Consider the following 22,255-nt stretch of genomic DNA (forward strand, 5'->3'; position numbering starts at 1 on the left):
GCCTTCAATCCGCTCACCAAGCCTCTCTTCAAGCCTGTCTTCGAGGCCGAAGGTGGTGAAGGCAGTGCGCCGCGGCAATGGATAAGGGTCTTTGCCGGTGAGGGAGTTGAGGATGGTGGCGCTGCGCCAGGCGGCGAGGCCTAGGTCGGGGGTGCCGACGCCGTGGGTGTGGAGTTCGGCGTTCTGGACGTAGAGGGCGCCCGTGACGGCCGGGTCGAGGGTGAGGCGGTACTGGTCGTCGATGTGGGGTCGTCCGGCGCTGTCTCGGCTCACGTAGGGGTCGAGTCCGGCGAGGAGTGGGTCGAGGGGGCGTTCGCGGTAGCCGGTGGCGAGGACGACGGCGTCGGTGGTGAGGCGGGTGTGGGTGCCCTGCTGGACGTGTTCGAGGTGGAGCTCGATGGCCGTCCTGGCGATACGCCCTGCGGTGCGGACGTGGACGCCGGGGGTGAGGACGGTGTCGGGCCAGCCGCCGTGGAGGCTGCGCTGGTAGAGCTCGTCGTGAATGGCGGCGATGGTGTCGGAGTCGATCCCTTTGTGGAGCTGCCATTGGGCGGGGACGAGCCGGTCGCGTACGGGTTCGGGCAGGGCGTGGAAGTAGCGCGTGTAGTCGGGGGTGAAGTGTTCGAGGCCGAGTTTGGAGTACTCCATGGGGGCGAACGCTTCGGTGCGGGCGAGCCAGTGGATCTTTTCGCGCCCGGCTGGGCGGTGGCGGAGGAGGTCGAGGTAGACCTCGGCGCCGGACTGTCCTGAGCCGATGACGGTGATGTGTTCGGCGGTGAGGAGCCGATCGCGGTGTTCGAGGTAGTCGGCGGCGTGGATGACGGGGACGCCGGGGGCTTCGACGAGGGGGCGGAGCGGTTCGGGGATGTGGGGGGCGGTACCGATGCCGAGAACGAGGTTCTTGGCGTACGTACGGCCGTGTGCCTCCCCGCCTTCCCCGCCTTCCCCGCCTTCGCCGCCTTCGCCGTCGAGGACGAGTCGTCGGGTGAAGTCGATTTCGAAGAGATCGCGCCCGGGGTTCCAGCGGACGGCGTCGATCTGGTGGCCGAAGTGGAGTCCGGGCAGGTGGTCGCTGACCCAGCGGCAGTACGCGGCGTACTCGGCGCGGTGGATGTGGAAGCGCTCGGCGAAGTAGAAGGGGAAGAGGCGGTCGCGGCTGCGGAGGTAGTTGAGGAAGGTCCAGGGGCTTACGGGGTCGGCGAGGGTGACCAGGTCGGCGAGGAAGGGGACTTGGAGAGTGGCGCCGTCGATGAGGAGGCCGGGGTGCCAGTCGAAGGCGGGGCGCTGGTCGTAGAAAGCGGTGTCGAGTTCGGTGAGGGGATGGGCGAGGGCGGCCAGGGAGAGGTTGAAGGGGCCGATGCCGATGCCGACCAGGTCGCGGGGTGCTTCGGGTTCGTGAGATGCGCGGCGGGGCGTCGGGATCATCGGGGGGTGTGTCCTTCCACCAGTTTCAGAAGTGCGGCGAGGTCGCCGGCTGTGGTGTGCGGGTTGAGCAGGGTGGCTTTGAGCCAGAGGCGGCCGTCGGCGCGGGCGCGGCCGAGGACGGCGTGGCCCTGGGTGAGGAGGGTGCGGCGTACGTCGGCGACGGCGTCGTCGGACCGGTGGGTGGGCCGGAAGAGGACGGTGCTGATGCTGGGCGGTGCGTAGAGCTCGAAGCCGGGGTGTGCCGCGACGAGGTGGGCGAACTCGCGGGCGTGGGCGCAGACTTGGTCGACGAGTGCGCCGAGTCCTTCGCGGCCGAGGAATTTGAGGGTGACGGCGATCTTGAGGATGTCGGGGCGTCGGGTCGTACGCAGGGAGCGGCCGAGGAGGTCGGGGAGGCCGGCGTCGGTGTCGTCGTCGGCGTTGAGGTAGTCGGCGTGGTGTTCCAGTACGCGTAGGTCGTCCGGGTCCTTGACGGCGATCAGGCCTGCGGCGATGGGCTGCCAGCCGAGTTTGTGCAGGTCGAGGGCGACGGTGTGGGCGCGGGCGAGTCCGTCGAGTCTGCTGCGGTGGCGGTCGCTGAAGAGGAGGCCCCCGCCGTAGGCGGCGTCGATGTGCAGACGGGCCGCGTGGGTGTGGCAGACGTCGGCGATGGCGGGCAGCGGGTCGATGAGTCCGGCGTCGGTGGTGCCGGCGGTGGCGGCGACGATCAGTGGACCCGGCAGCTTGGTGAGGGTTTCGTCGAGGGCGGTGGGGTCGAGCGTGCCTCCGGGCGCCGGGACGGTGATGGGTTCGGCGAGGCCCAGGAGCCAGGTGGCGCGGCGGAGGGAGTGGTGGGCGTTCTCCGCGCAGACGAGTTGGCCGGTGCCGTTGAGTTCACGGGCGAGGAGGAGGGCGAGCTGGTTGGACTCGGTGCCGCCGGTGGTGACGAGGGCGTCGGCCGGTCTGCCGTACACCGCCTTGGCGAGCGATGCCGTGACCAGGGCTTCCAGCTCGGAGGCGGCGGGGGCCTGGTCCCAGGAGTCGAGGGAAGGGTTGAGGGCCGAGGCGGCGAGGTCGGCGGCGGTGGCGACGGCGAGGGGCGGGCAGTGGAGGTGCGCGGTGCACAGGGGGTCGGCGGGGTCGGCGGCGCCTGCGGCGAAGGCGTGGACGAGGGTGCGGAGTGCGTCCGGGTCGCCGTGTCGGGGCAGGGGGTCGCCCAGGACGGTGCGTATGCGTGCGGCGACTGTTTCGGGGCCGCCGGTGGGGAGTGGGCCTCTTCTTTCGGCGGCGCCGGTGCGCAGTGCGTCGAGGACCGTGGTGAGCAACGGGCGTAGGGCGGCGGGGCCTTGGGGGCCTGAGGCGAGGCCCGATGCGGGGCCTGTTGCGAGCGGGCTCATGGTCGTCCTCCGGGGCGCGGGGTTGGGGCGCGGGGGTTGGGCTGCGCGCCCGGAGGCTCAACGATCGTTACCCGAATGGGGGTACGGGGCGCTCCGCGGGTTGAGCGGGGCGCCTACGGGGGTGGGGGGTTCGGTTCGTGGGCGAGTACGGGTCCGTTGTGGCTTGCCGCGCCCACGCGGCGGAGCCGCAAATGTCACAGCCCCGCGCCCCTTGGGGGCCTCCGGCCCCCCCTCGGGCCGCCCCGGTTTACGCCTCCCTCACCCTCAAAGCCCGCTCCATGTCATCCAGCTGGTCCACCAGCTTGCGGTGCAGCGCCGGTGTCGCGTTGCCCTTTGTCAGGCACTTCTTGCCCAGGCGGAGTGTCTCGGTGGAGATCGCGTGGATCGGGAACGCCCAGCGGCCCGCTGCCTCTGCGATCGCGGGGCCCCGGCGGGCTGCCACTGCCGGGGCCTGCTTGAAGTAGCGGGGGACGTAATCCCGTACCAGGTCCGCCTGTTCGGGTTGCCAGAAGCCCTTGGCTGTGGCGGTGAACAGGTAGTTGGAGAGGTTGTCGGTGGTGAACATGGCCTCCCATGCCTGGCGCTTGGCTTCGGGGTCGGGGAGGGCGGCGTGGCAGCGGGCGGCGCCTTCCTGGCCGGTGGCGCTGGGGTCCTGGACGAGTTCGGCCTCGATGACGGCGTCGTCGATGGCGCCGAGCACGGAGAGGCGGCCGAGGATGCGCCAGCGCAGTTCGGGGTCGAGTTCGGGGCCGCCGGGAACGGTGCCTTCGGAGAGCCAGGCGGTGATCGTGTCGGGTTGGGCGGCGGCGTCGATGAAGTGGCGTACGGCGGTCAGGCGCAGACCGGGGTGGGAGCCGTCCTCGGTGCGGCGGATCAGGTCGCGGCACAGGGAGGTGAGGGTGGTGACGGCGGCGGGCCGGTCGGGGGCCGGCAGATAGCGGTCGGCGACCTGGGTGGTGGCGAAGGCGAGGACGCCCTGGACGAGGGCGAGGTCCTTCTCGTGCGGCAGGTGGGTGCGGGCGGCCTCGAGGTAGGCGGTGGGGGCCAGTTCACCGTCGCGTACGCAGTCGCGCAGGGCGTTCCAGACGACGGCGCGGGTCAGCGGGTCGGGCAGGGCGGACAGGTGGGAGCGTACGGTCGCGAAGGAGTCGGGGTCGAAGCGGATCTTGGCGTAGGAGAGGTCGGCGTCGTTGAGGAGGAGCAGGGCGGGGCGTTTGCCGATGGGGTGGGCCGGTTCGGTCTGGGGGACGTCGACTTCGAGGCGTTCGCGGAGGCTCAGTCGCCCCTCGTCGCCGAGGTCGCGGTCGTAGAGGCCGACGGCGATGCGGTGGGGCCGGCTGCCGCGGTGCGTGATGGTCAGGGTGCAGGTGCCGTTGTCGGTGGGGCCGATCTTCGGGGTGAGGGTGTCGACTCCGGTGGTGCGCAGCCAGGAGTCGGCCCAGGCGTGGACGTCGCGCTCGGTGCCGTCGGCGAGGGATTCGATGAAGTCGGCGAGTGTGGCGTTGGCGAACTTGTGCCGGGCGAAGTGGGTGTTGATGCCGGCGAGGAAGTCCTTCTCGCCGAGCCAGGCGACGAGTTGGCGCAGTGCGGAGGCGCCCTTGGCGTAGGAGATGCCGTCGAAGTTGAGGAGCGCGGAGGCGGTGTCGGGGACGGCTTCGGGGTCGGGGGCGACGGGGTGGGTGGAGGGCCGCTGGTCGGCTTCGTAGCCCCAGGGTTTACGGGTGACGCCGAAGTCGGTCCAGGTTCGTGTGAACCGGGTGGCTTCGATGAGGGTCTGGACGCCCATGTACTCGGCGAACGACTCGTTCAGCCAGATGTCGTCCCACCAGCGCAGCGTGACGAGGTCGCCGAACCACATATGGGCCATTTCGTGGGCGATCGTCACGGCGCGGGTCTGCCGTTCGGTGTCGGTGACGGCGGAGCGGAAGACGTACTCGTCGCGAAAGGTGACCAGGCCCGGGTTCTCCATGGCGCCGGCGTTGAACTCGGGGACGAAGGCCTGGTCGTAGGAGTCGAAGGGGTAGGGCTCCTCGAACTTCTCGTGGTAGCGGTCGAAGCAGCCGCGGGTGATGGCGAGGAGTTCGTCGGCGTCGGCGTCCAGGTACGGGGCCAGCGAACGGCGGCAGTGGATGCCGAAGGGCAGGCCGCGGTGTTCGGTGCGTACGGAGTGCCAGGGGCCGGCGGCGACGGCGACGAGGTAGGTGGAGATCAGCGGGGTGGGGGCCGCCTTCCACAGGCCGTCGCCCTGGTGCTCGGTGATGCCGTTGGCGAGGACGGTCCAGTCTTCGGGGGCCTTTATCGACAGTTCGAAGACGGCTTTGAGGTCGGGCTGGTCGAAGGCGGCGAAGACGCGCTGGACGTCGTCCATGAACAGCTGGGTGTAGAGGTACGTTTCGCCGTCGGTGGGGTCCGTGAAGCGGTGCATGCCCTCGCCGGTGCGCGAGTAGCGCATGACGGCGTCGATGTGCAGTTCGTGCTCGCCCGGGGTGAGGTCCTTCAGGGGCAGCCGGTTCTCGTCCAGGGTGTCCAGGTCGAGCAGGTGGCCGTCGAGGGCGGCCTTGCGCAGCTCGGCGGGCTTGAGCTCGACGAAGGTGTCCACGGCCTCCAGATCGCTCCGTACCGTGAAGTGGATGACGGTGCGGGAGTCGAAGAGTTCGTCGCCGCGCGTCAGGTCGAGCTCGATCTGGTAGCGCTGGACGTCGAGAAGCCGGGCACGGGTCTGCGCTTCGGCGCGCGTCAGTACGGACATGGGGACATGCTGCCTGATGGGTGGGGCGCGGCGCAGGTGAGGTCTGGTTCCGGTCGGCTGCCCCGTACGGGCGCGGTCCTCGTGCTCGTACGTCGTCCTACGCGGTCTGGTCGTGCTTGCGGAGGATCGGCCGCTGCGGCGGTACGGGGGTGTCGAGGCGCGGGTCGGGTTCGAGGGTCTGGTTCGGAGGCGGTAACTCCTTTACCAGTGCCCGGAGTTCGTGTACCTCCTGTCTCATCCGCAGATAGCGCTGGTGGGCGTCGTACAGATAACGCACCTTGGTGCGCAGGGCCCAGGGGTCTATGGGTTTCATCACCAGGTCGGCGACGCCGAGCCGGAAAGCGGTGGTGGTGAGTTCGGCGTCCGGGCCGAAACCGGTGACGAGGATGACGGGGATGTGCTGGGTCTGTTCCAGGCGGCGCAGGTAGCGGACGACGTCGAAGCCGTTGACGTCGGGCATGTGCACATCGAGGACGAGCAGGCCGACCTGGCCGCGCAGGACTTCCTTGAGGGCGTCGTCGCCGCTCGTGGCGCGCGCCACCCGGTAGCCGAGCGGGGCCAGGGCGCTTTCCAGCGCGTAGAGCGTTTCCTCATGGTCGTCGACGATGAGGATCTTGGCATCCGACGGCATCGCGCGAAGTCCCCTCGCTCTGGACAACCAGTGTGCCCGAACTGACTGACAGGGAGTACTCACAAACTGACAAGGAGTGCTCCGCGCAGGATGCCTCATTTCGGCCCCGGGGCCGAGGGGGTGCGCGGACAAAAGCGCGAGGAATGGGGTCAGCCGGTAGAAAAACCGTTGCCGGAAACGCAGTTGGCGTCGGGACGGCTGAGGACGCGCGGTCTACGGCTGTGACTGCTGTTGCTGAACGCTGTTCTTGTTGTCGCTGTTCTTGTTGTCGCTGTTCTTGTTGTCGCTGTTCTTGTTGTCGGCGATGCTCTCGTGGTGCCGGATTACCTCGGCGATGATGAAGTTGAGGAGCTTCTCGGCGAACGCGGGGTCGAGCTTGGCGTTCTCCGCGAGCCGGCGCAGCCGGGCGATCTGGTGGGCCTCGCGGGCAGGGTCGGCGGGCGGCAGTTGGTGGGCGGCCTTGAGGTGGCCGACCTGCTGGGTGCACTTGAAGCGTTCGGCGAGCATGTGGACGACGGCGGCGTCGATGTTGTCGATGCTGTCGCGCAGCCGGGCGAGCTCGGCGCGGACGGCAGGGTCCACGTCGCCGGTTCCGTTGTTGCTGGTGGTCATGAGCGTTCACCCTACGGCTCGGACGAATGACCCTCGCCCCCCACCCGCAGTCGCCGACGGCTTATCGTGGATGTGGGTCAGGGCCTCTTGGGGGGTGCGGGCGTGGCGAACGGCGGTCCCGTCGAACATGGCTACCCGCACCTGGACACGGTGCGGGCGGCGATCACCGCGCTGTACAAACGGCTCTCGTACGACACCATCCACACCTTCGACACCAGCGTGGCCCCCGCCGACGTCGCCTTCGCCGATCATGACGACCTGTACCTGGGCGCTCAGCGCGTGGCCCGCGAGCTGGTCCAGCACTTCCGGCTGCCGGACGCCCGCGTGATCGTCAGCTTCCGCGAGATGCACCACGCGGCGAACGTCGAACTCGCCGCGGGCCCCGAGTACTTCATCGAGCTGAACGACCGCTTCCGCACCCACCGCAGGGACATCGGCGCCGCCCTCGCCCACGAGATCATGCACGTGTACCTGCACCGTCTGGACCTGTCGTTCCCGGGCACGCGCGACAACGAGATCCTCACGGACACCGCGACGACGTATCTGGGCGCGGGCTGGCTGCTGCTCGACGCGTTCCGCGAGGACGGCGCCTCCTCGCAGAAGCTCGGCTATCTGACGCCGGAGGAGTTCGGATACGTACTCGCCAAGCGGTCTCTGGTCTTCGGGGAGGATCCCTCGACGTGGTTCACCAGCCCGCAGGCGTACACGGCGTACACGAAGGGCATGGCGCGGGCCCGCCACGACGAGCAGCAGCCTCCGCTGACCGCGGCCGGCTGGGCGGGCCGCCGCCGCTACGCCAAGGACCGCCGCCACGCCCAGGACCACCACGGCCGTCCCGTCGGAGTCCCGTACGACTTCACCCCTGACACCCATGGCCCGCTGCGCGTGTCATTCCCCTGCCCGACCTGCCATCAACGGATCCGGGTACCGGTACGGGGCCGGGTGCGGGCCCGCTGCGCCCTGTGCCGCACGGTGCTGGAGTGCGATACCTAGGCGAGTGCGAGGTATGGGCGACGTCACGTAATTCACGGCGAAATGCTTTGCCCCGCACGCGCTGACGGGCGAAGGTCGAAGGATGAACACGCAAGACCCGACGGCCGGTCTGTTCACCGCCGTGTACGAGGCCGACCAGGACGCGGTCGTACGGCAGCTGCGCGCGGGCGCGAGTCCGGAATCGGTGGACGAGGACGGCCAGACGGCCCTGTATCTGGCAGCCATGACGGACGACCCCGGTGTCGTACGCCTCCTCCTGGCGGCCGGAGCGGCACCGGACCGCCTCAGCGCGGGCACCGACTCGCCGCTGTGCGGGGCGGCGTGCGGCGGGCACACGGAGGTCGTGCGCGCGCTGCTGGCGGCCGGGGCGCGGCCGGACCGGGTGGAGGAGGGCGGGTTCACGGCCCTGACCTGGGCTGTTCAGCGCGGCCACGCACCCGTGGTGGCCGAGCTGCTCGCGAGCGGCGCAGACCCGAACCGTCCGGGCCCCACCGGCGAGCCCCCGCTGGTCACGGCCGCACGCCGTGGCTCCCCGGGCTGCGTGCGCGCCCTGCTCGTGCACGGGGCGCGGGCCCGGTCCGAGGCGCTGACCGAGGCCCGGCGCTGGCTGACCGTGAACGTGGAGGCGGAGCTCCGGGCGGGCCTGGAGCGCACGCACGGGCCCGGCCATGAGTACGTCACCCACCGTTTCCCGGAGGACGGCGGCGTGACCGTCGAGGTCCAACTGCTGAAGGACGGCCGCCCGAGCTCGGGCAACGACCAGCAGACGGGCCACGCGGCCATGGTCACCCTCCTGGAGACGTCCCTGGGCATCGCGGCCCCCGCCCCGGAACTCGCCGCCCGCGCCCTGCGCTGCGGCGACCCCGACAACGACGACTGGACCGAGTCGGTCACCGCGCTCGTCCGGCGCGGCGACGAGGAGACGTTCCGGGCGGCGGCCATGTGGTGCGGCGACAGAACGAACCCATTGCGGCAGGCGTTCGGGGCGGATGTGCTGGGCCGACTGGGGACGGAGGGCAGGCGGGCTCAGGACGAGGCAGCCGTACGTCCCTACGCGGCCCAAAGCGTGCCGCTGCTGCGGGAGTTGGCACGCGGGGCCGAGGAGCCGCCGACGTTGCGATCCGTCGTCGCGGCGCTCGGGCAGCACCAGGACCCCACCGCCCTCCCCGAGATCCTCCGGCACGCCGGCCACCAGGACACCGGCGTACGACGCGCCGTCGCCGTGGCCCTGTGCGGGCTGGTCCCCGCCTCGCACACGGAGGGCGTCGCGCGGCTCGTCGCCCTGGCGGGGGACGCGGACAGGGACGTACGCAACTGGGCGACAACGGCACTGGCCGTACTCGACACGGACACCCCCGCGCTGCGGGACGCGCTCGCCGCGCTTCTCGACGACCCGGATCCGGAGGTGGTGGCGGAGGCGGCGCGCGGCCTTGCGGTCCGTCAGGACCCGCGCGCGATCGGCGCGCTGGAGCGATTGCTCGCCGAGTCGAAGCCTGACAGCGCACCGCGCACGACTGCCGAGGAGGCGATCGAGCACATACGGGACGACCGGGTGCGGATGCTCCTGGCGTCGACGCTGCCACGCCGGATCTGACGACGCGGGTGGGTGGGGGGAGGGTTTCTGGGGCTGCGCCCCAGGCCCCCGCCAGGGGGTGGGAGGTGACAGTTGTGTCGCGGCTGCGGGTGCGTCGTGGCTGGTCGCGCCCACGCGGCGGAGCCGCAAATCGACACAGCCCCGCGCCCCTGAAGGGGCGGTCCCGGAGCCGTCAGCCACGACGGACCCGTCACCTGCCCGCCCACCCAAGGGGCGCGGGGCTGTGACATCAGCGGCTCCGCCGCGGGGCGCGAGCAACCACAACGAACCCGCAGCTTACGAACCGCCGTACACCACCCCCGGCACCTCCGCTTCCGCGAGCAACTTGAGCGCCGCATCCCCGGCCTCAGACGGCGTCCACCGGACGCCCTTGTCCGCGCTCGGCCCGGCCCGCCACCCCTCCATGACGGTGATCCGCCCGCCCTCGGCCTCAAAGACCCGCCCGGTAATCCCGGCACTCGCGCCCGACCCGAGCCAGACGACAAGCGGCGAGACGTTCTCGGGCGCCATCACGTCGAAGCCGCCGGGCGCCGGCGCGGCCATCGCGTCGGCGAAGGTCCGCTCGGTCATACGCGTCCGCGCGGCCGGCGCGATCGCGTTCACCTGCACCCCATAGCGCCCCATCTCAGCCGCGGCCACCAGCGTGAGCCCGACGATGCCCGCCTTCGCCGCGCTGTAGTTGCCTTGCCCGACCGACCCCAACAGCCCGGCCCCGGAGCTCGTGTTGACGACACGAGCCACAGGTGGCCGCCCCGCCTTCGCCTCCGCCCGCCAGTACACAGCAGCCTGCTGAAGCGGCAGAAAGTGCCCCTTCAGATGGACGCGCACAACGGCGTCCCAGTCATCCTCGTCGAGGTTCACAAGCATCCGGTCGCGGAGAAAGCCGGCGTTGTTGACGAGCGTGTCGAGTCGCCCGAACGCGTCGAGGGCCGTCGCGATCAGCGACTCGGCGCCCGCTCGGGTGGCGACGTCCCCGCCGTGCGCGACGGCCTCGCCGCCGGCCGCGCGGATCTCCTCGACGACGAGCGCGGCCGGGCTTTCGGGCCCGGGCGAACCGTCGAGGCCGACACCGAGGTCGTTGACGACGACCCGAGCCCCCTCGGCCGCGTACGCGAGGGCGTGCGCCCGCCCGAGGCCCCGTCCCGCACCGGTGACGATCACGACCCGGCCGTCACAGATTCCGGTCATGTCACTTCTCCTTGTTGACGGTCGCAGCGTCCAGGAAGGCGGGCCGCTCTCCCCCGCCATGCACGAGCAGGCTGGCCCCGGTGATGTACGCGGCGGCGTCCGAGGCGAGGAACACGGCCGCCTCGCCGATGTCGGAGGGCGCGGCGAGACGGCCCAGCGGGACCGTGCGGGACACGGCGGCGATGCCCTCCTCGTCCCCGTAGTGGAGAGGGGACAGTTCGGTACGGACCATCCCGGCGACCAGCGTGTTGACGCGGACGTCCGGCGCCCATTCCACGGCCATCGACCGGGCCAGATTCTCCAGGCCCGCCTTGGCCGCACCATAGGCCGCCGAACCGGGAGAGGGCCGCGTCCCGCTGACGCTGCCGATCATGACGACCGAGCCCCGGGCGCGTCTGAGGTGCTCGTAGGCCGCCAGGGACACGGTCAGCGGTGCGGTGAGGTTGAGCTCGATCACGCGGGCGTGCCGCTCGGCGTCCGCGTCGGCGAGCAGCCGGTACGGGGCGCCGCCCGCGTTGTTGACCAGGACGTCGAGCCGGGGCAGCGCGTCGAAGCAGACGCGTACGGCAGCCGGGTCACGCACGTCGAGGGGCATGAACTCGACGCCTTCGACCGGTACTTCGGGCGGTCTGCGGGCGCAGGCCACAACCTCGGCACCCGCCTCGGCAAACGCTCGTGCGATCCCGGCGCCGACGCCGCGGGTTCCGCCGGTGACCACCACGAGTCGCTTCTCCTGCCGGGTGTCCTCCCGGTTGTCCACAGGGCCTCCCGCTGGTCGGCATTCGCTGTTACCTTCACATCAGATCGCACCTAACAAATGTTTGGTGGAAAGGTAGCTGATGTGTCCATGGGTGTCTCCACCTCGTCCCCGGAAAAGGGGATTTCCGTAGTCACGGTCGACTTCCCGCCCGTGAACGCGCTTCCGGTGCACGGCTGGTTCGATCTGGCCGACGCCGTGCGCACGGCGGGCCGCGACCCCGAGATCCGCTGTGTCGTGCTGACCGCCGAGGGGCGGGGGTTCAACGCGGGCGTCGACATCAAGGAGATACAGCGGGAGCAGGACCGGCGGGAGCAGGACCGGCGGGAGTATGGGCGGCAGCAGGACGGGCGGCGTGGCGCGACGGGCCATGGTGCTCTGATAGGCGCCAACCGCGGCTGCGCGGAGGCGTTCGCCGCGGTGTACGAGTGCGAGGTGCCCGTGGTGGCGGCCGTGCGGGGCTTCTGCCTGGGCGGCGGCATCGGGCTTGTGGGGAACGCGGACGCGATCGTGGCGAGCGACGACGCCACGTTCGGGCTGCCCGAGCTGGACCGGGGCGCGCTGGGGGCGGCCACGCATCTGGCCCGCCTCGTGCCGCAGCACCTGATGCGCGCGCTGTACTACACCTCGCGTACGGCCACGGCAGCCGAGCTGCACGCGCACGGTTCGGTGTGGCGGGTCGTGCCGCGTGCCGAAGTCCTGGACACCGCCCTGGAGTTGGCGCGGGAGATCGCGGCCAAGGACGGGCAGCTGATCCGGCTCGCCAAGGCCGCCATCAACGGCATCGACCCCGTCGACGTGCGCCGGAGCTACCGCTTCGAGCAGGGCTTCACCTTCGAGGCGGGCCTCAGCGGGGTGGCGGACCGGGTCCGGAGCACATTCGGCCATGCCGCATCTGGAGAGGAGGAACGGTGAGCGACAAGACCATGTCGGCGGAGGAGGTCGTCGGCCGGCTGGAGAGCGGGATGACGATCGGCATCGGAGGCTGGGGGGCACGTCGCAAGCCGATGGCCCTGGTGAGAGCACTGATCCGTTCCGGGATCACCGATCTCACCGTCGTCTCGTACGGCGGCCCGGACGTAGGCATGCTCGCGGCCGCCGGGCGGATACGGAAACTGGTCGCCGCCTTCGCGACCCTCGACTCGGTCCCGCTCGAACCGCACTATCGCTCGGCGCGCGAGAGCGGTGCTCTCGAACTGATGGAGATCGACGAGGCGATGTTCATGTGGGGCCTGCATGCCGCCGCGAACCGGCTGTCCTTCATACCGGTGCGGGCCGGCCTCGGCTCGGACGTGATGCGGGTCAACCCCGCGCTGCGGACGGTCACTTCACCGTACGAGGACGCGTCGACGGGACTCCGGGAGACCTTCGTCGCCATGCCCGCCCTGCGCATGGACGCCGCGCTGGTCCATGTGAACCGCGCGGACCGCTTCGGCAACGGGCAGTATCTGGGCCCGGATCCGTACTTCGACGACCTGTTCTGCGAGGCGGCCGACACCGCGTATGTCTCCTGCGAACGCATCGTCGACACGGCCGAGTTGACGAAGGAGGCCGCCCCGCAGACCCTGCTGATCAAACGGCACAGCGTGACCGGCGTGGTGGAGGCGCCCAGCGGGGCGCACTTCACGTCCTGCGCGCCCGACTACGACCGGGACGAGGGCTTCCAGCGGCTGTACGCGACCACGCCCTGGCCGGAGTTCGCCGAGCGGTTCCTGCACGGAGGCGAGAAGGACTACCAGTCCGCCGTACAGGCCTGGCACACCGGGAACGAGCCGGACACCTCGGACACCTCGGCCGCCTCGGACAAGGAGCGGCGATGAGCGAGGTACTGAGCGGCGTGACGCGAGCCGAGTACTGCGTGGTCGCCTGTGCCGAGGCCTGGCGGGACAACGGCGAGGTGCTGGCCAGCCCCATGGGCGCCGTCCCGTCCGTGGGCGCCCGGCTCGCCAGGCTGACCTTCGCCCCCGACCTGCTCCTCACCGACGGCGAGGCGATGCTGGTCGGCCCGGACGGCACTGTGGAGGGCTGGCTGCCGTACCGGCAGCACCTCACGATGGTCACCGGCGGCCGACGCCACGTCATGATGGGCGCGAGCCAGATCGACCGTTTCGGCAACCAGAACATCTCCTGCATAGGCGACTGGGAGCGGCCCGCGCGGCAGCTTCTCGGGGTCCGGGGCGCGCCGGTGAACACCCTGAACAATCCGGTCAGTTACTGGGTCCCCCGGCACTCCCCCCGGGTCTTCGTCGAGAAGGTCGACATGATCTGCGGGGTGGGGTACGACAGCGCCGCGGCGGCCGGCCCCACGGCGAGCCGTTACCACCGCATCCCCCGGGTCGTCTCCAACCTCGGTGTGTTCGACTTCGCGACCCCTGACCGCTCGATGCGGCTCGCCTCGCTGCATCCGGGGGTGACGGTCGAGGAGGTCAGGGAGGCGACGGGCTTCGGGCTGACGGTTCCCGATGAGGTGCCGTACACGCGCGAACCGTCCCCGGAGGAGCTGGAGTTGATACGCGAGGTGCTCGACCCGCAGGGGCTGCGCAACCGTGAGGTCAAGGGCTGATGGAGACCGAGCTGACGAAACTCGTCGGGGTGCGCCATCCGATCGTGCAGACCGGTATGGGCTGGGTCGCGGGCCCCCGCCTGGTCTCCGCCTCCGCGAACGCGGGCGCTCTGGGGATCCTGGCCTCCGCGACGATGACCGTGGAGGAGCTGAGGGGGGCCGTCCGGGAGGTGAAGTCCCGTACGGACGCGCCGTTCGGCGTGAATCTGCGGGCGGACGCGGGCGATGCCCGCGAACGGGTGCGGATCATCATCGACGAGGGCGTGAAGGTCGCCTCCTTCGCGCTCGCGCCCTCCCGTGAGCTGATCGCCGAACTCAAGGACGCGGGTGTCGTCGTCATCCCGTCCGTCGGGGCCCGCCGCCATGCCGAGAAGGTCGCGGCGTGGGGCGCGGACGCGGTGATCGTGCAGGGCGGCGAGGGCGGCGGGCATACGGGCGAGGTGGCGACGACGGTGCTGTTGCCGCAGGTCGTGGACGCGGTGGAGATACCCGTCGTGGCGGCGGGCGGCTTCTTCGACGGCCGGGGCCTGGTCGCGGCCCTCGCGTACGGCGCGGCGGGCATCGCGATGGGCACCCGCTTCCTGCTCACCTCGGACTCCACGGTCCCGGACGCGGTGAAGGCCAAATACCTGGCGGCGACGGTCAAGGAGGTAACGGTGACGAGCGCAGTGGACGGTCTGCCCCACCGCATGCTCCGCACGGACCTGGTCAACTCCCTCGAGGGAGCGAGCCGCACGAGGTCCTTCACCCAGGCACTGCGCCGAGCCGCCGGCTTCCGCAAGCTCTCCGGCCTCACCTGGCACGCGATGATCCGCGACGGTCTCGCCATGAAGCACGGCAAGAACCTGTCCTGGAGCCAGGTCCTCCTCGCCGCGAACACACCGATGCTGCTGCGCGCGTCGATGGTCGAGGGACGCACGGACCTGGGGGTGATGGCCTCCGGCCAGGTGGCGGGAGTGATCGACGACCTGCCGTCGTGCGCGGAACTGGTGGAACACGTGATGGCCGATGCCGAGCGGGTGCTCCAGGAAATGGCTGCCGGCAAGGGCTGAGGTGACCGGCGGACGTCAGAGCCGCTCGATGATCGTCACGTTCGCCTGACCACCCCCCTCGCACATCGTCTGCAGGCCGAACCGGCCTCCCGTGCGCTCCAGTTCGTGCAGCAGTGTCGTCATCAGCTTCACGCCCGTTGCACCCAGGGGGTGTCCGAGGGCGATTGCGCCGCCGTTGACGTTCACCTTTGCCGGATCCGCGCCCGTCTCCTTCAGCCAGGCCAGGACGACCGGAGCGAAGGCCTCGTTGATCTCCACGACGTCGATGTCGTCGATGGTCAGGCCGGTCTTCTTCAGGGCGTGTGCCGTGGCCGGGATCGGAGCCGTGAGCATGCGGATCGGGTCCTCGCCGCGTACGGAGAGGTGGTGCACGCGCGCGCGGGGCGTCAGGCCGTGTTCGCGTACCGCCCGCTCGGAGGCCAGCAGCATCGCGGCGGCGCCGTCGGAGACCTGGGAGGAACATGCGGCGGTGATGGTGCCGCCTTCGATGACCGGCTTCAGGCCCGCCATCTTCTCCAGTGAGGTGTCCCGGCGCGGCCCCTCGTCGACCGTGACGTCGCCGTACGCCACGGTCTCGCGCTCGAAGCGGCCCTCGTCGATCGCCCCGATCGCCCGCTGATGGGACCGCAGCGCGAACTCCTCCTGGTCGAGGCGGCTGATGCCCCACTTTGCGGCGATCATCTCGGCGCCGACGAACTGGTTCACCGGCTGGTCCCCGTACCGCGCCCGCCATCCCTCGCTCCCCGCGAACGGCCCCTCCGTGAGCCCCAGTGGAGCGGTGGCCCGCCCGGAGGCGTACCCGATGGGGACCTGCGTCATGTTCTGGACCCCCCCGGCCACGACCAAGTCCTGCGTGCCTGACAGCACACCCTGCGCGGCGAAGTGCACGGCCTGCTGCGACGAACCGCACTGCCGGTCGACCGTCACCCCCGGCACCTCTTCGGGCAGCCCCGCCGCCAGCCAGCACGTCCGCGCGATGTCACCGGCCTGCGGCCCCACGGTGTCCAGACAGCCGAAGACGACGTCCTCGACGGCGGCCGGATCGACCCCGGCACGCGCGACCAGAGCCTTCAGCACATGCGCGCCAAGGTCGGCGGGATGCACCCCGCTCAGGCCACCTTTGCGCCGCCCGACGGGTGTACGGACCGCTTCGACGATGTAGGCCTCGGCCATGACAACTCCCAGTCAGATCAAGTTGATCCAGTTCGCTTACGGTCGATCCAGTGCGATGTCGATCCAGTTCGGTTACGTACGTACTGCGATCCCGTCCAGCACCATCGACAGGTACTGCCGGGCGATCTCCTCGGGGCCGTGCTGTCCGCCGGGCCGGTACCAGGACGCGGCGACCCACACCGTGTCGCGCACGAACCGATAGGTGAGGCGTATGTCGAGGTCCTCCCGGAAGACCTCGGCGGCCACCCCCCGCTCCAGCGTGCTCAGCCAGGCCTTCTCGAACTTGCGCTGCGAGTCGGCGAGAAACGCGAAGCGCTCCTGTGACGCCAGATGCCGGGACTCCTTCTGGTAGATGGCGACGGCCGCGCGATGCCGGTCGATCTCCCGAAAGGACTCGATGACCAGGGCCTCCAGCGTCTCCCGGGGCCCGAGCTCGGCATCGAGGACGGTGTCGTACCCGTCCCACAGCTCGTCCAGGAAGGTCCGCAGGATCTCCTCCAGCATCGATTCCTTGGAGTCGAAGTGGTAGTAGAGGCTGCCCGCGAGCATGCCCGCGTGGTCGGCGATCTTACGGACGGTGGTGGCGTTGTAGCCCTGCTCGGCGAAGACCTCGGCGGCGGTGCCGAGGAGTTCACTCCGCCTCGCGGGCGAGGCGGTCACCTGGGGCTTCTTCTTCGTAGGCACGGTTCCATTGTCGTCCTAGGCGTGCTGGCTGCTGACGGAGACGACCTCGCCGGTCATGTATGAGGAGTAGCCGGACGCGAGGAACACGATCACGTTGGCCACCTCCCAGGGCTCGGCGTACCGCCCGAAGGCCTCGCGCGCGGTGAGCTCCTCCAGCAGTTCCGGGCTGGTGACCTTCACGAGGTGCGGGTGCATGGCGAGGCTGGGCGACACCGCGTTCACCCGCACCCCGTACTCGGCCGCCTCCATGGCCGCGCACCGGGTCAGCGCCATCACGCCCGCCTTCGCGGCGGCGTAGTGGGCCTGGCCGGCCTGGGCGCGCCAGCCGACGACGGAGGCGTTGTTGACGATCACGCCGCCACCGGACTCCCGCATCGCCCGCAGTGCGGCCCGCGTACACCGGAAGGTGCCGTTCAGCGTCACGTCGAGCACCCTCGACCACTGCTCGTCCGTCATGTCGACGAGATCCGAAGTCCCGCCGAGACCGGCGTTGTTGATCACGATGTCCAGCCGCCCGTGCAGCCGCAGGGCGGCGTCGAACAGCGCCTGCACCTGAGCCTCGTCGGTGACGTCGCAGGCGAGTGCCGCGACCCCCTCGAACTCGGCGGCCAGCTCCCCCTCGTGCTCCTTCAGCCGCCGCGCGTGCGCGTCGCTGATCAGTACGCGCGCGCCCTCCTCCAGGAAGCGGCGTGCCGTGGCCCCGCCTATCCCCGCGCCCGCGGCAGCCGTGATGACGGCCGTACGCCCCTTCAGCAGCCCGTGCCCGGGCACGTACGCCGGACCCTCGACGTCTGTCATGGAGCCACGCTAACCTACCAAACACTTGTTAGGGAAGGCCGTTTTCGTTTCGAGGAGCCTCGATGGACCTCCGAGGAACTCCGAGGAAGGTGACCGTGGACCTGAACCACTCCCCCGCCGACGAGGCGTTCCGCGCCGAAGCCCGCGCCTGGCTCGCCGCGCATGTACCGCCCGCACCCCTCCCCTCCCTGGAGACCGAGGAGGGCTTCGCGGCGCACCGCGCGTGGGAGGCCGGACTGGCCGCGGACCGCTGGTCGGTGGTGTCCTGGCCGACCGAGTACGGCGGCCGGGGCGTCGACATCCTCAAGTGGCTGATCTTCGAGGAGGAGTACTACGCGGCAGGCGCCCCCGGCCGCGTCAGCCAGAACGGCATCAGTCTCCTCGCCCCCACCCTCTTCGACCACGGCACCGAGGACCAGCGCGCCCGGATCCTGCCGCCCATGGCGTCCGGCGAGGTGATCTGGGCGCAGGCATGGTCCGAGCCCGAGGCCGGTTCGGACCTGGCCTCGCTCAGGTCGAGGGCGGTGCGCACGGACGGGGGCTGGCGCTTGAGCGGGCAGAAGACGTGGTCGTCGCGTGCCGCGTTCGCCGACCGCGCGTTCGGCCTGTTCCGCAGTGAGCCGGACACCCCGAAACCCCACCAGGGGCTCACGTACGTGATGTTCGACCTGCGCGCGCCAGGCGTCACCGTCCGCCCCATCGGCCGCCTCGACGGAAAGCCGGCCTTCGCGGAAGTCTTCCTGGACGAGGCCTTCGTGCCGGACGAGGACGTGATCGGCGAGCCCGGCCAGGGCTGGCGGGTCGCCATGTCGACGGCGGGCAACGAACGCGGACTGACCCTCCGCTCCCCCGGCCGTTTCCTCGCCGCCGCCGACCGGCTCGTAGACCTGTGGCGGGCGCACGGCGACCCCGCCGACACGGCCCTGCGCGACCGCGTGGCCGACGCGGTGATCGGCGCCCGCGCGTATCAGCTCTTCACCTACGCCCATGCCTCCCGCTTCCTCCAGGGCGAGCCTCTCGGCCCCGAGTCCAGCCTGAACAAGGTCTTCTGGTCCGAGTACGACATCGCCCTGCACGAGACGGCGCTCGATCTGCTGGGCACGGAGGGCGAGTTGGCGGACACCGACTGGTGCGAGGGCTACGTCTTCTCGCTCGCCGGTCCCGTCTACGCCGGCACCAACGAGATCCAGCGCGACATCATCGCCGAGCGCCTCCTCGGCCTGCCGAAGGGACGCCGCTGATGCGCTTCCTCCTGGACGACGAGCAGCAGGCCTTCGCCCGCTCGCTGGACGCGCTTCTGACGGCCGCGGACACCCCGCCGGTCATACGGTCCTGGAGCGCCGGGGACCCCACGGCCGGGCGCGCGCTGTGGACCCGTATCGCCGAGGCGGGAGTCTTCGCGCTCGCGGTTCCCGAGGCCTACGAGGGAGTCGGGCCGCTGCCCGTCGAAGTGGCCGTGGCCTTCGTGGAGCTCGGGCGGCACGCGGTGCCGGGGCCCCTGGTGGAGACGGTGGCGGCGGCCGCGCTGCTCACCGAGCCGGAGGCGGCCAAGCGGCTGCTCCCCGCGCTGGCGTCGGGCGAGGTGATCGCGACACTGGCGCCGGAGGGCTCGTACGCCCTGGACGGTGATGTGGCCACGGTCGCCCTCGCCGTCGACGCCGAGGAACTGCGACTGGCCCCCGGACACGGCCCGGTGCGTACATCCCTGGACCCGGCCCGCCGCCTCACCCGCCTCGACCCCGGCGGTGAGCTCCTGGCCAGGAACCCGCCCCTCCTCAGGGCCATCACCTGGGCTCGTCTCGCCACCGCCGCCCAAGCCCTGGGCGTGGGGCTCGCCCTCCTCGACAGGACGGTCGCGTACGTCAAGCAGCGCGTCCAGTTCGGCGTGCCCATAGGCTCGTTCCAGGCGGTCAAGCATCAACTGGCCGACGCGAAGCTCGCGTTGGAGTTCGCGCGCCCGCTCGTCTTCGGCGCCGCCCTGACGATGGACCCGGCCGATGTCGCCGCGACCAAGGTCACGGCGTGCGAGGCGGCGTACGCCACGGCGCGTACGGCGCTGCAACTGCACGGCGCGATCGGCTACACCGCGGAGTACGACCTGTCCCTGTGGCTGACCAAGGCACGCGCCCTGCGAACCGCCTGGGGCAGCCCCGGCGAGTGCCGGGCCGTGGTGCTCGGCAGCGGGCTCAGTGGTGGTGGTCGCCGCTCGTGAGTTCCCGGTACTCCTCGGGGGTCGGTTTGGGGATGTGCGTGCCCGGCCCGTACATGACGCGGGCGAGCCGGGCGCGCAGCCGCTCCGTCGGTCTGGCCTTCCGGACGACGCCGTTCGCGTCGACAGTCGGACCCACCTCGTACGGCGGGGCCTGCTCGTGCTGTGTGAGGGTGAACCGCTGGGCCTGCGAGAGCGGCTCGTGCATCTCGATGAACTCGCCGTTCGGCAGCCGCTTGATGGTGCCGGACTCCCTGCCGTGCAGCACCTTGTCCCGGTCGCGGCGTTGCAGCCCGAGGCAGATCCGTCTGGTGATGATGAAGGCGAGGACGGGCACCACGAAGAAGCCGATCCGTACGGCCCACGTGATCACGTTGATCGACAGATGGAAGCGCGTGGCCACGATGTCGTTGCCGCCGCCGATCAGCAGCACCCCGTACAGACTCAGCCAGGCCACGCCGAGCCCGGTGCGCGTGGGCTGGTTGCGCGGGCGGTCCAGGATGTGGTGCTCGCGTTTGTCGCCGGTGATCCAGGCCTCGATGAACGGGTACACGCCGATCGCCAGCATGATCAGCGGGAAGAGGGAGAAGGGGATGAAGACGCCGAGCGCCAGGGTGTGGCCGAAGGCGTTGATCTCCCATCCCGGCATCACCCGGATCAGTCCCTCGGAGAAGCCCAGGTACCAGTCGGGCTGGGCGCCGGTGGTGACCAGGTCGGCCCGGTAGGGGCCGAAGGCCCACACGGGATTGATGGTCGCGACCGCGCCCATCACCGACAGCACACCGAAGACCAGGAAGAAGAAGCCGCCCGCCTTGGCCATGTAGACCGGCAGGAAGGGCATCCCGACCACGGACTTCTGGTCGCGTCCGGGCCCGGGGAACTGCGTGTGCTTGTGGTAGAAGACCAGGATCAGATGGGCGACCACCAGGCCGAGCATGATCCCGGGCAGCAGCAGGATGTGGATCGGGTACAGCCGGGAGATGATGTCGTCCCCCGGGAACTCTCCGCCGAAGAGGAAGAAGGAGAGATACGTCCCCACCACCGGCACCGACAGGATCGCGCCCTGGGCGAAACGCAGGCCCGTGCCGGAGAGCAGGTCGTCGGGAAGCGAGTAGCCGGTCAGCCCGGTGATGATGCCGAGGAACAGCAGCGTCCAGCCGAACAGCCAGTTCAGCTCGCGCGGCTTGCGGAACGCGCCGGTGAAGAACACCCGCATCATGTGGATCAGCATCCCGGCGACGAACACGACCGCCGCCCAGTGGTGGATCTGGCGGATGAGGAGTCCGCCGCGCACGTCGAAGCTGATGTCGAGCGTGGACTCGTAGGCCCTGGTCATGATGATGCCGTTCAGGGGCTCGTACGAACCGTGGTAGACGGTCTCGGCGCTGCTCGGTTCGAAGAACAGGGTGAGGTAGACGCCCGTGAGGATCAGGATGAGGAAGGTATAGAGGCAGATCTCGCCCAGCATGAAGGACGGGTGGTCCGGGAACACCTTGCGCATCTGGGCCTTGGCCAGGCCGTAGACCCCGAGCCGCCCGTCGGCCCAGTCCGCCAGCCGCTCGCCCTTGCCCGTCTGCACCGGCCGGCCGCCCGTACCGTGCCGGTCCGCCGATCGCGCGCCCATAAGCCGCCTCTCGCTGCAGATCCTCCCAGACTGACACGACGATCACACAATTCCAACAGGGCCGCGAGCCGTCCGTCAGCGGACGATCCCCTGGGCCCGGGCCGCCGACAGCCACTGCGGGAACTCGGCCACCAGACGGTCGTACAACTCGCTGTCCGAGACGCGTCGCGAGTCCGAACCGGCGTGGAAGAAACCGGCGTTGTCGACGATCCGCTTGCCCGGCACCGCCAGTTCGTCGAGCTTGCGGAGGAAGTCGAACTGCTTGCTCGTCGCGTCGCCGAAGCCGATGAACTGCCAGAAGAGGGGGAGCTTCGCGGCCTTGCACAGGTACCGCTCGGCGGCGAGCTTGTTGATCGGGCCGCCGTCGGTCTGGAAGACGACCAGGGCCGGGTCCTTGGAACCGCTGTCCAGGTAGTGGTCGATTACCGCGTCCATGGCCAGGTGGTAGCTGGTCTTGCCCATGTGGCCGAGGCCCGCGACGATCCGCTCGATACGGCCCTGGTGGTTGTCGAGCGCGATGTCCGTCATCGCGTCGATGTCCGTGGAGAAGAACACCACGGGTACGGTCCCGTCGTCGTCGAAGTGCGCCGAGAGGCCCAGCACCCGGTCGGCGAGCGCCTGTACGCTGCCGTCCTTGTAGTAGGGCTTCATCGAGCCCGAGTAGTCGACGACGAGATAGACGGCGGCCCGCTGTCCGCTCAGCCCGTGCTCGGCGAGGCTCGCTCCCGCGCTCTTGTAGAGGGAGACAAGCGCGGGCGCGGTCTCCTCCACCTTTCTGAGGCTGATCCCGGTCACAGCGGCTCCTTTCGGTCATGCGCCGACCGATG

Annotated in this window: 19 protein-coding genes and 1 pseudogene; 8 read left to right on the forward strand and 12 right to left on the reverse strand. The window is 70.4% G+C overall.

Annotation, left to right across the window (positions count from 1 at the left end; translation table 11 throughout):
- Positions 1–33: 33 nt before the first annotated feature.
- The 5 genes and pseudogenes from ABD357_RS21810 to ABD357_RS21830 all read right to left on the reverse strand — a co-directional run.
- Positions 34–1,425: pseudogene (locus ABD357_RS21810) on the reverse strand (lysine N(6)-hydroxylase/L-ornithine N(5)-oxygenase family protein); the annotation flags it as partial.
- On the reverse strand, positions 1,422–2,801 hold the full coding sequence (locus ABD357_RS21815; RefSeq protein WP_344392194.1) for a pyridoxal phosphate-dependent decarboxylase family protein: 1,380 nt from the start codon (positions 2,799–2,801) through the stop codon (positions 1,422–1,424). The gene ABD357_RS21815 and the pseudogene ABD357_RS21810, both read right to left, overlap by 4 nt.
- Positions 2,802–3,048: 247 nt before the next feature.
- Complete coding sequence (pepN, locus tag ABD357_RS21820; protein WP_344392196.1) at positions 3,049–5,550, reverse strand: aminopeptidase N; 2,502 nt, start codon at positions 5,548–5,550, stop codon at positions 3,049–3,051.
- 97 nt (positions 5,551–5,647) lie between these two features.
- Positions 5,648–6,181 carry a response regulator gene (locus ABD357_RS21825; protein ID WP_344392197.1) on the reverse strand — a complete coding sequence of 178 codons (534 nt, stop codon included), beginning with the start codon at positions 6,179–6,181 and terminating at the stop codon, positions 5,648–5,650.
- A gap of 213 nt (positions 6,182–6,394) precedes the next feature.
- Positions 6,395–6,793, reverse strand: coding sequence for a chorismate mutase (locus tag ABD357_RS21830; RefSeq protein WP_344392198.1), 399 nt, complete (start codon positions 6,791–6,793; stop codon positions 6,395–6,397).
- A gap of 102 nt (positions 6,794–6,895) precedes the next feature.
- On the opposite strand from ABD357_RS21830, the gene ABD357_RS21835 reads away from it, so the two are divergent.
- Positions 6,896–7,786, forward strand: a complete 891-nt coding sequence (locus ABD357_RS21835) for a hypothetical protein (RefSeq protein ID WP_344392199.1) — start codon at positions 6,896–6,898, stop codon at positions 7,784–7,786.
- An 82-nt stretch (positions 7,787–7,868) separates the two neighbouring features.
- On the forward strand, positions 7,869–9,380 hold the full coding sequence (locus tag ABD357_RS21840; protein ID WP_344392200.1) for an ankyrin repeat domain-containing protein: 1,512 nt from the start codon (positions 7,869–7,871) through the stop codon (positions 9,378–9,380).
- A 276-nt stretch (positions 9,381–9,656) separates the two neighbouring features.
- Here the strand turns inward: ABD357_RS21840 and ABD357_RS21845 are convergent, their stop codons facing one another.
- Positions 9,657–10,568 (reverse strand): SDR family oxidoreductase, encoded by a 912-nt coding sequence (locus tag ABD357_RS21845; RefSeq protein WP_344392201.1) that lies wholly within the window; start codon positions 10,566–10,568, stop codon positions 9,657–9,659.
- Position 10,569: 1 nt separating this feature from the next.
- Entirely contained in the window at positions 10,570–11,328 is a 759-nt protein-coding gene (locus tag ABD357_RS21850) for an SDR family oxidoreductase (RefSeq protein WP_344392203.1), read from the reverse strand.
- An 87-nt stretch (positions 11,329–11,415) separates the two neighbouring features.
- Here ABD357_RS21850 and ABD357_RS21855 point away from each other — a divergent pair, with 87 nt between their 5' ends.
- Genes ABD357_RS21855 through ABD357_RS21870 form a run of 4 tightly spaced genes read left to right on the forward strand, consistent with a single transcriptional unit; the run spans position 11,416 to position 14,940 of the window.
- The gene (locus ABD357_RS21855) at positions 11,416–12,240 is read left to right on the forward strand and encodes an enoyl-CoA hydratase family protein (protein ID WP_344392204.1); all 825 of its coding nucleotides are present in this window, start codon (positions 11,416–11,418) and stop codon (positions 12,238–12,240) included.
- A complete protein-coding gene (locus ABD357_RS21860; RefSeq protein WP_344392205.1) occupies positions 12,237–13,145 on the forward strand; it encodes a CoA transferase subunit A in 909 nt (302 codons plus the stop codon). Before ABD357_RS21855 ends, ABD357_RS21860 begins: the two co-directional genes overlap by 4 nt.
- Entirely contained in the window at positions 13,142–13,888 is a 747-nt protein-coding gene (locus ABD357_RS21865; RefSeq protein ID WP_344392208.1) for a CoA-transferase subunit beta, read from the forward strand. Before ABD357_RS21860 ends, ABD357_RS21865 begins: the two co-directional genes overlap by 4 nt.
- A complete protein-coding gene (locus ABD357_RS21870) occupies positions 13,888–14,940 on the forward strand; it encodes an NAD(P)H-dependent flavin oxidoreductase (protein WP_344392209.1) in 1,053 nt (350 codons plus the stop codon). Before ABD357_RS21865 ends, ABD357_RS21870 begins: the two co-directional genes overlap by 1 nt.
- A 15-nt stretch (positions 14,941–14,955) precedes the next feature.
- On the opposite strand, the gene ABD357_RS21875 is transcribed toward ABD357_RS21870, so the two are convergent.
- The 3 genes from ABD357_RS21875 to ABD357_RS21885 all read right to left on the reverse strand — a co-directional run bounded on the left by ABD357_RS21875 (position 14,956) and on the right by ABD357_RS21885 (position 17,595).
- Entirely contained in the window at positions 14,956–16,113 is a 1,158-nt protein-coding gene (locus tag ABD357_RS21875; RefSeq protein ID WP_344392211.1) for an acetyl-CoA C-acetyltransferase, read from the reverse strand.
- A 72-nt stretch (positions 16,114–16,185) separates the two neighbouring features.
- Positions 16,186–16,797 (reverse strand): TetR/AcrR family transcriptional regulator, encoded by a 612-nt coding sequence (locus ABD357_RS21880; RefSeq protein WP_344392212.1) that lies wholly within the window; start codon positions 16,795–16,797, stop codon positions 16,186–16,188.
- Between the two features lie 15 nt (positions 16,798–16,812).
- Complete coding sequence (locus tag ABD357_RS21885) at positions 16,813–17,595, reverse strand: SDR family oxidoreductase (RefSeq protein ID WP_344392214.1); 783 nt, start codon at positions 17,593–17,595, stop codon at positions 16,813–16,815.
- Between the two features lie 95 nt (positions 17,596–17,690).
- Here ABD357_RS21885 and ABD357_RS21890 point away from each other — a divergent pair, with 95 nt between their 5' ends.
- Both ABD357_RS21890 and ABD357_RS21895 read left to right on the forward strand, forming a co-directional pair.
- Positions 17,691–18,836, forward strand: a complete 1,146-nt coding sequence (locus tag ABD357_RS21890; RefSeq protein ID WP_344392433.1) for an acyl-CoA dehydrogenase family protein — start codon at positions 17,691–17,693, stop codon at positions 18,834–18,836.
- Positions 18,836–19,807, forward strand: a complete 972-nt coding sequence (locus ABD357_RS21895; RefSeq protein ID WP_344392215.1) for an acyl-CoA dehydrogenase family protein — start codon at positions 18,836–18,838, stop codon at positions 19,805–19,807. The genes ABD357_RS21890 and ABD357_RS21895 overlap by 1 nt, the downstream gene beginning before the upstream one ends.
- Here the strand turns inward: ABD357_RS21895 and qcrB are convergent.
- A complete protein-coding gene (gene qcrB, locus ABD357_RS21900) occupies positions 19,782–21,428 on the reverse strand; it encodes a cytochrome bc1 complex cytochrome b subunit (RefSeq protein WP_344392216.1) in 1,647 nt (548 codons plus the stop codon). The genes ABD357_RS21895 and qcrB overlap by 26 nt on opposite strands.
- Positions 21,429–21,503: 75 nt before the next feature.
- Complete coding sequence (locus ABD357_RS21905) at positions 21,504–22,223, reverse strand: vWA domain-containing protein (RefSeq protein ID WP_344392217.1); 720 nt, start codon at positions 22,221–22,223, stop codon at positions 21,504–21,506.
- Positions 22,224–22,255 lie beyond the last annotated feature (32 nt).

It is taken from the genome of Streptomyces vastus (assembly GCF_039532825.1).
GTDB classification, from domain to species: domain Bacteria; phylum Actinomycetota; class Actinomycetes; order Streptomycetales; family Streptomycetaceae; genus Streptomyces; species Streptomyces vastus.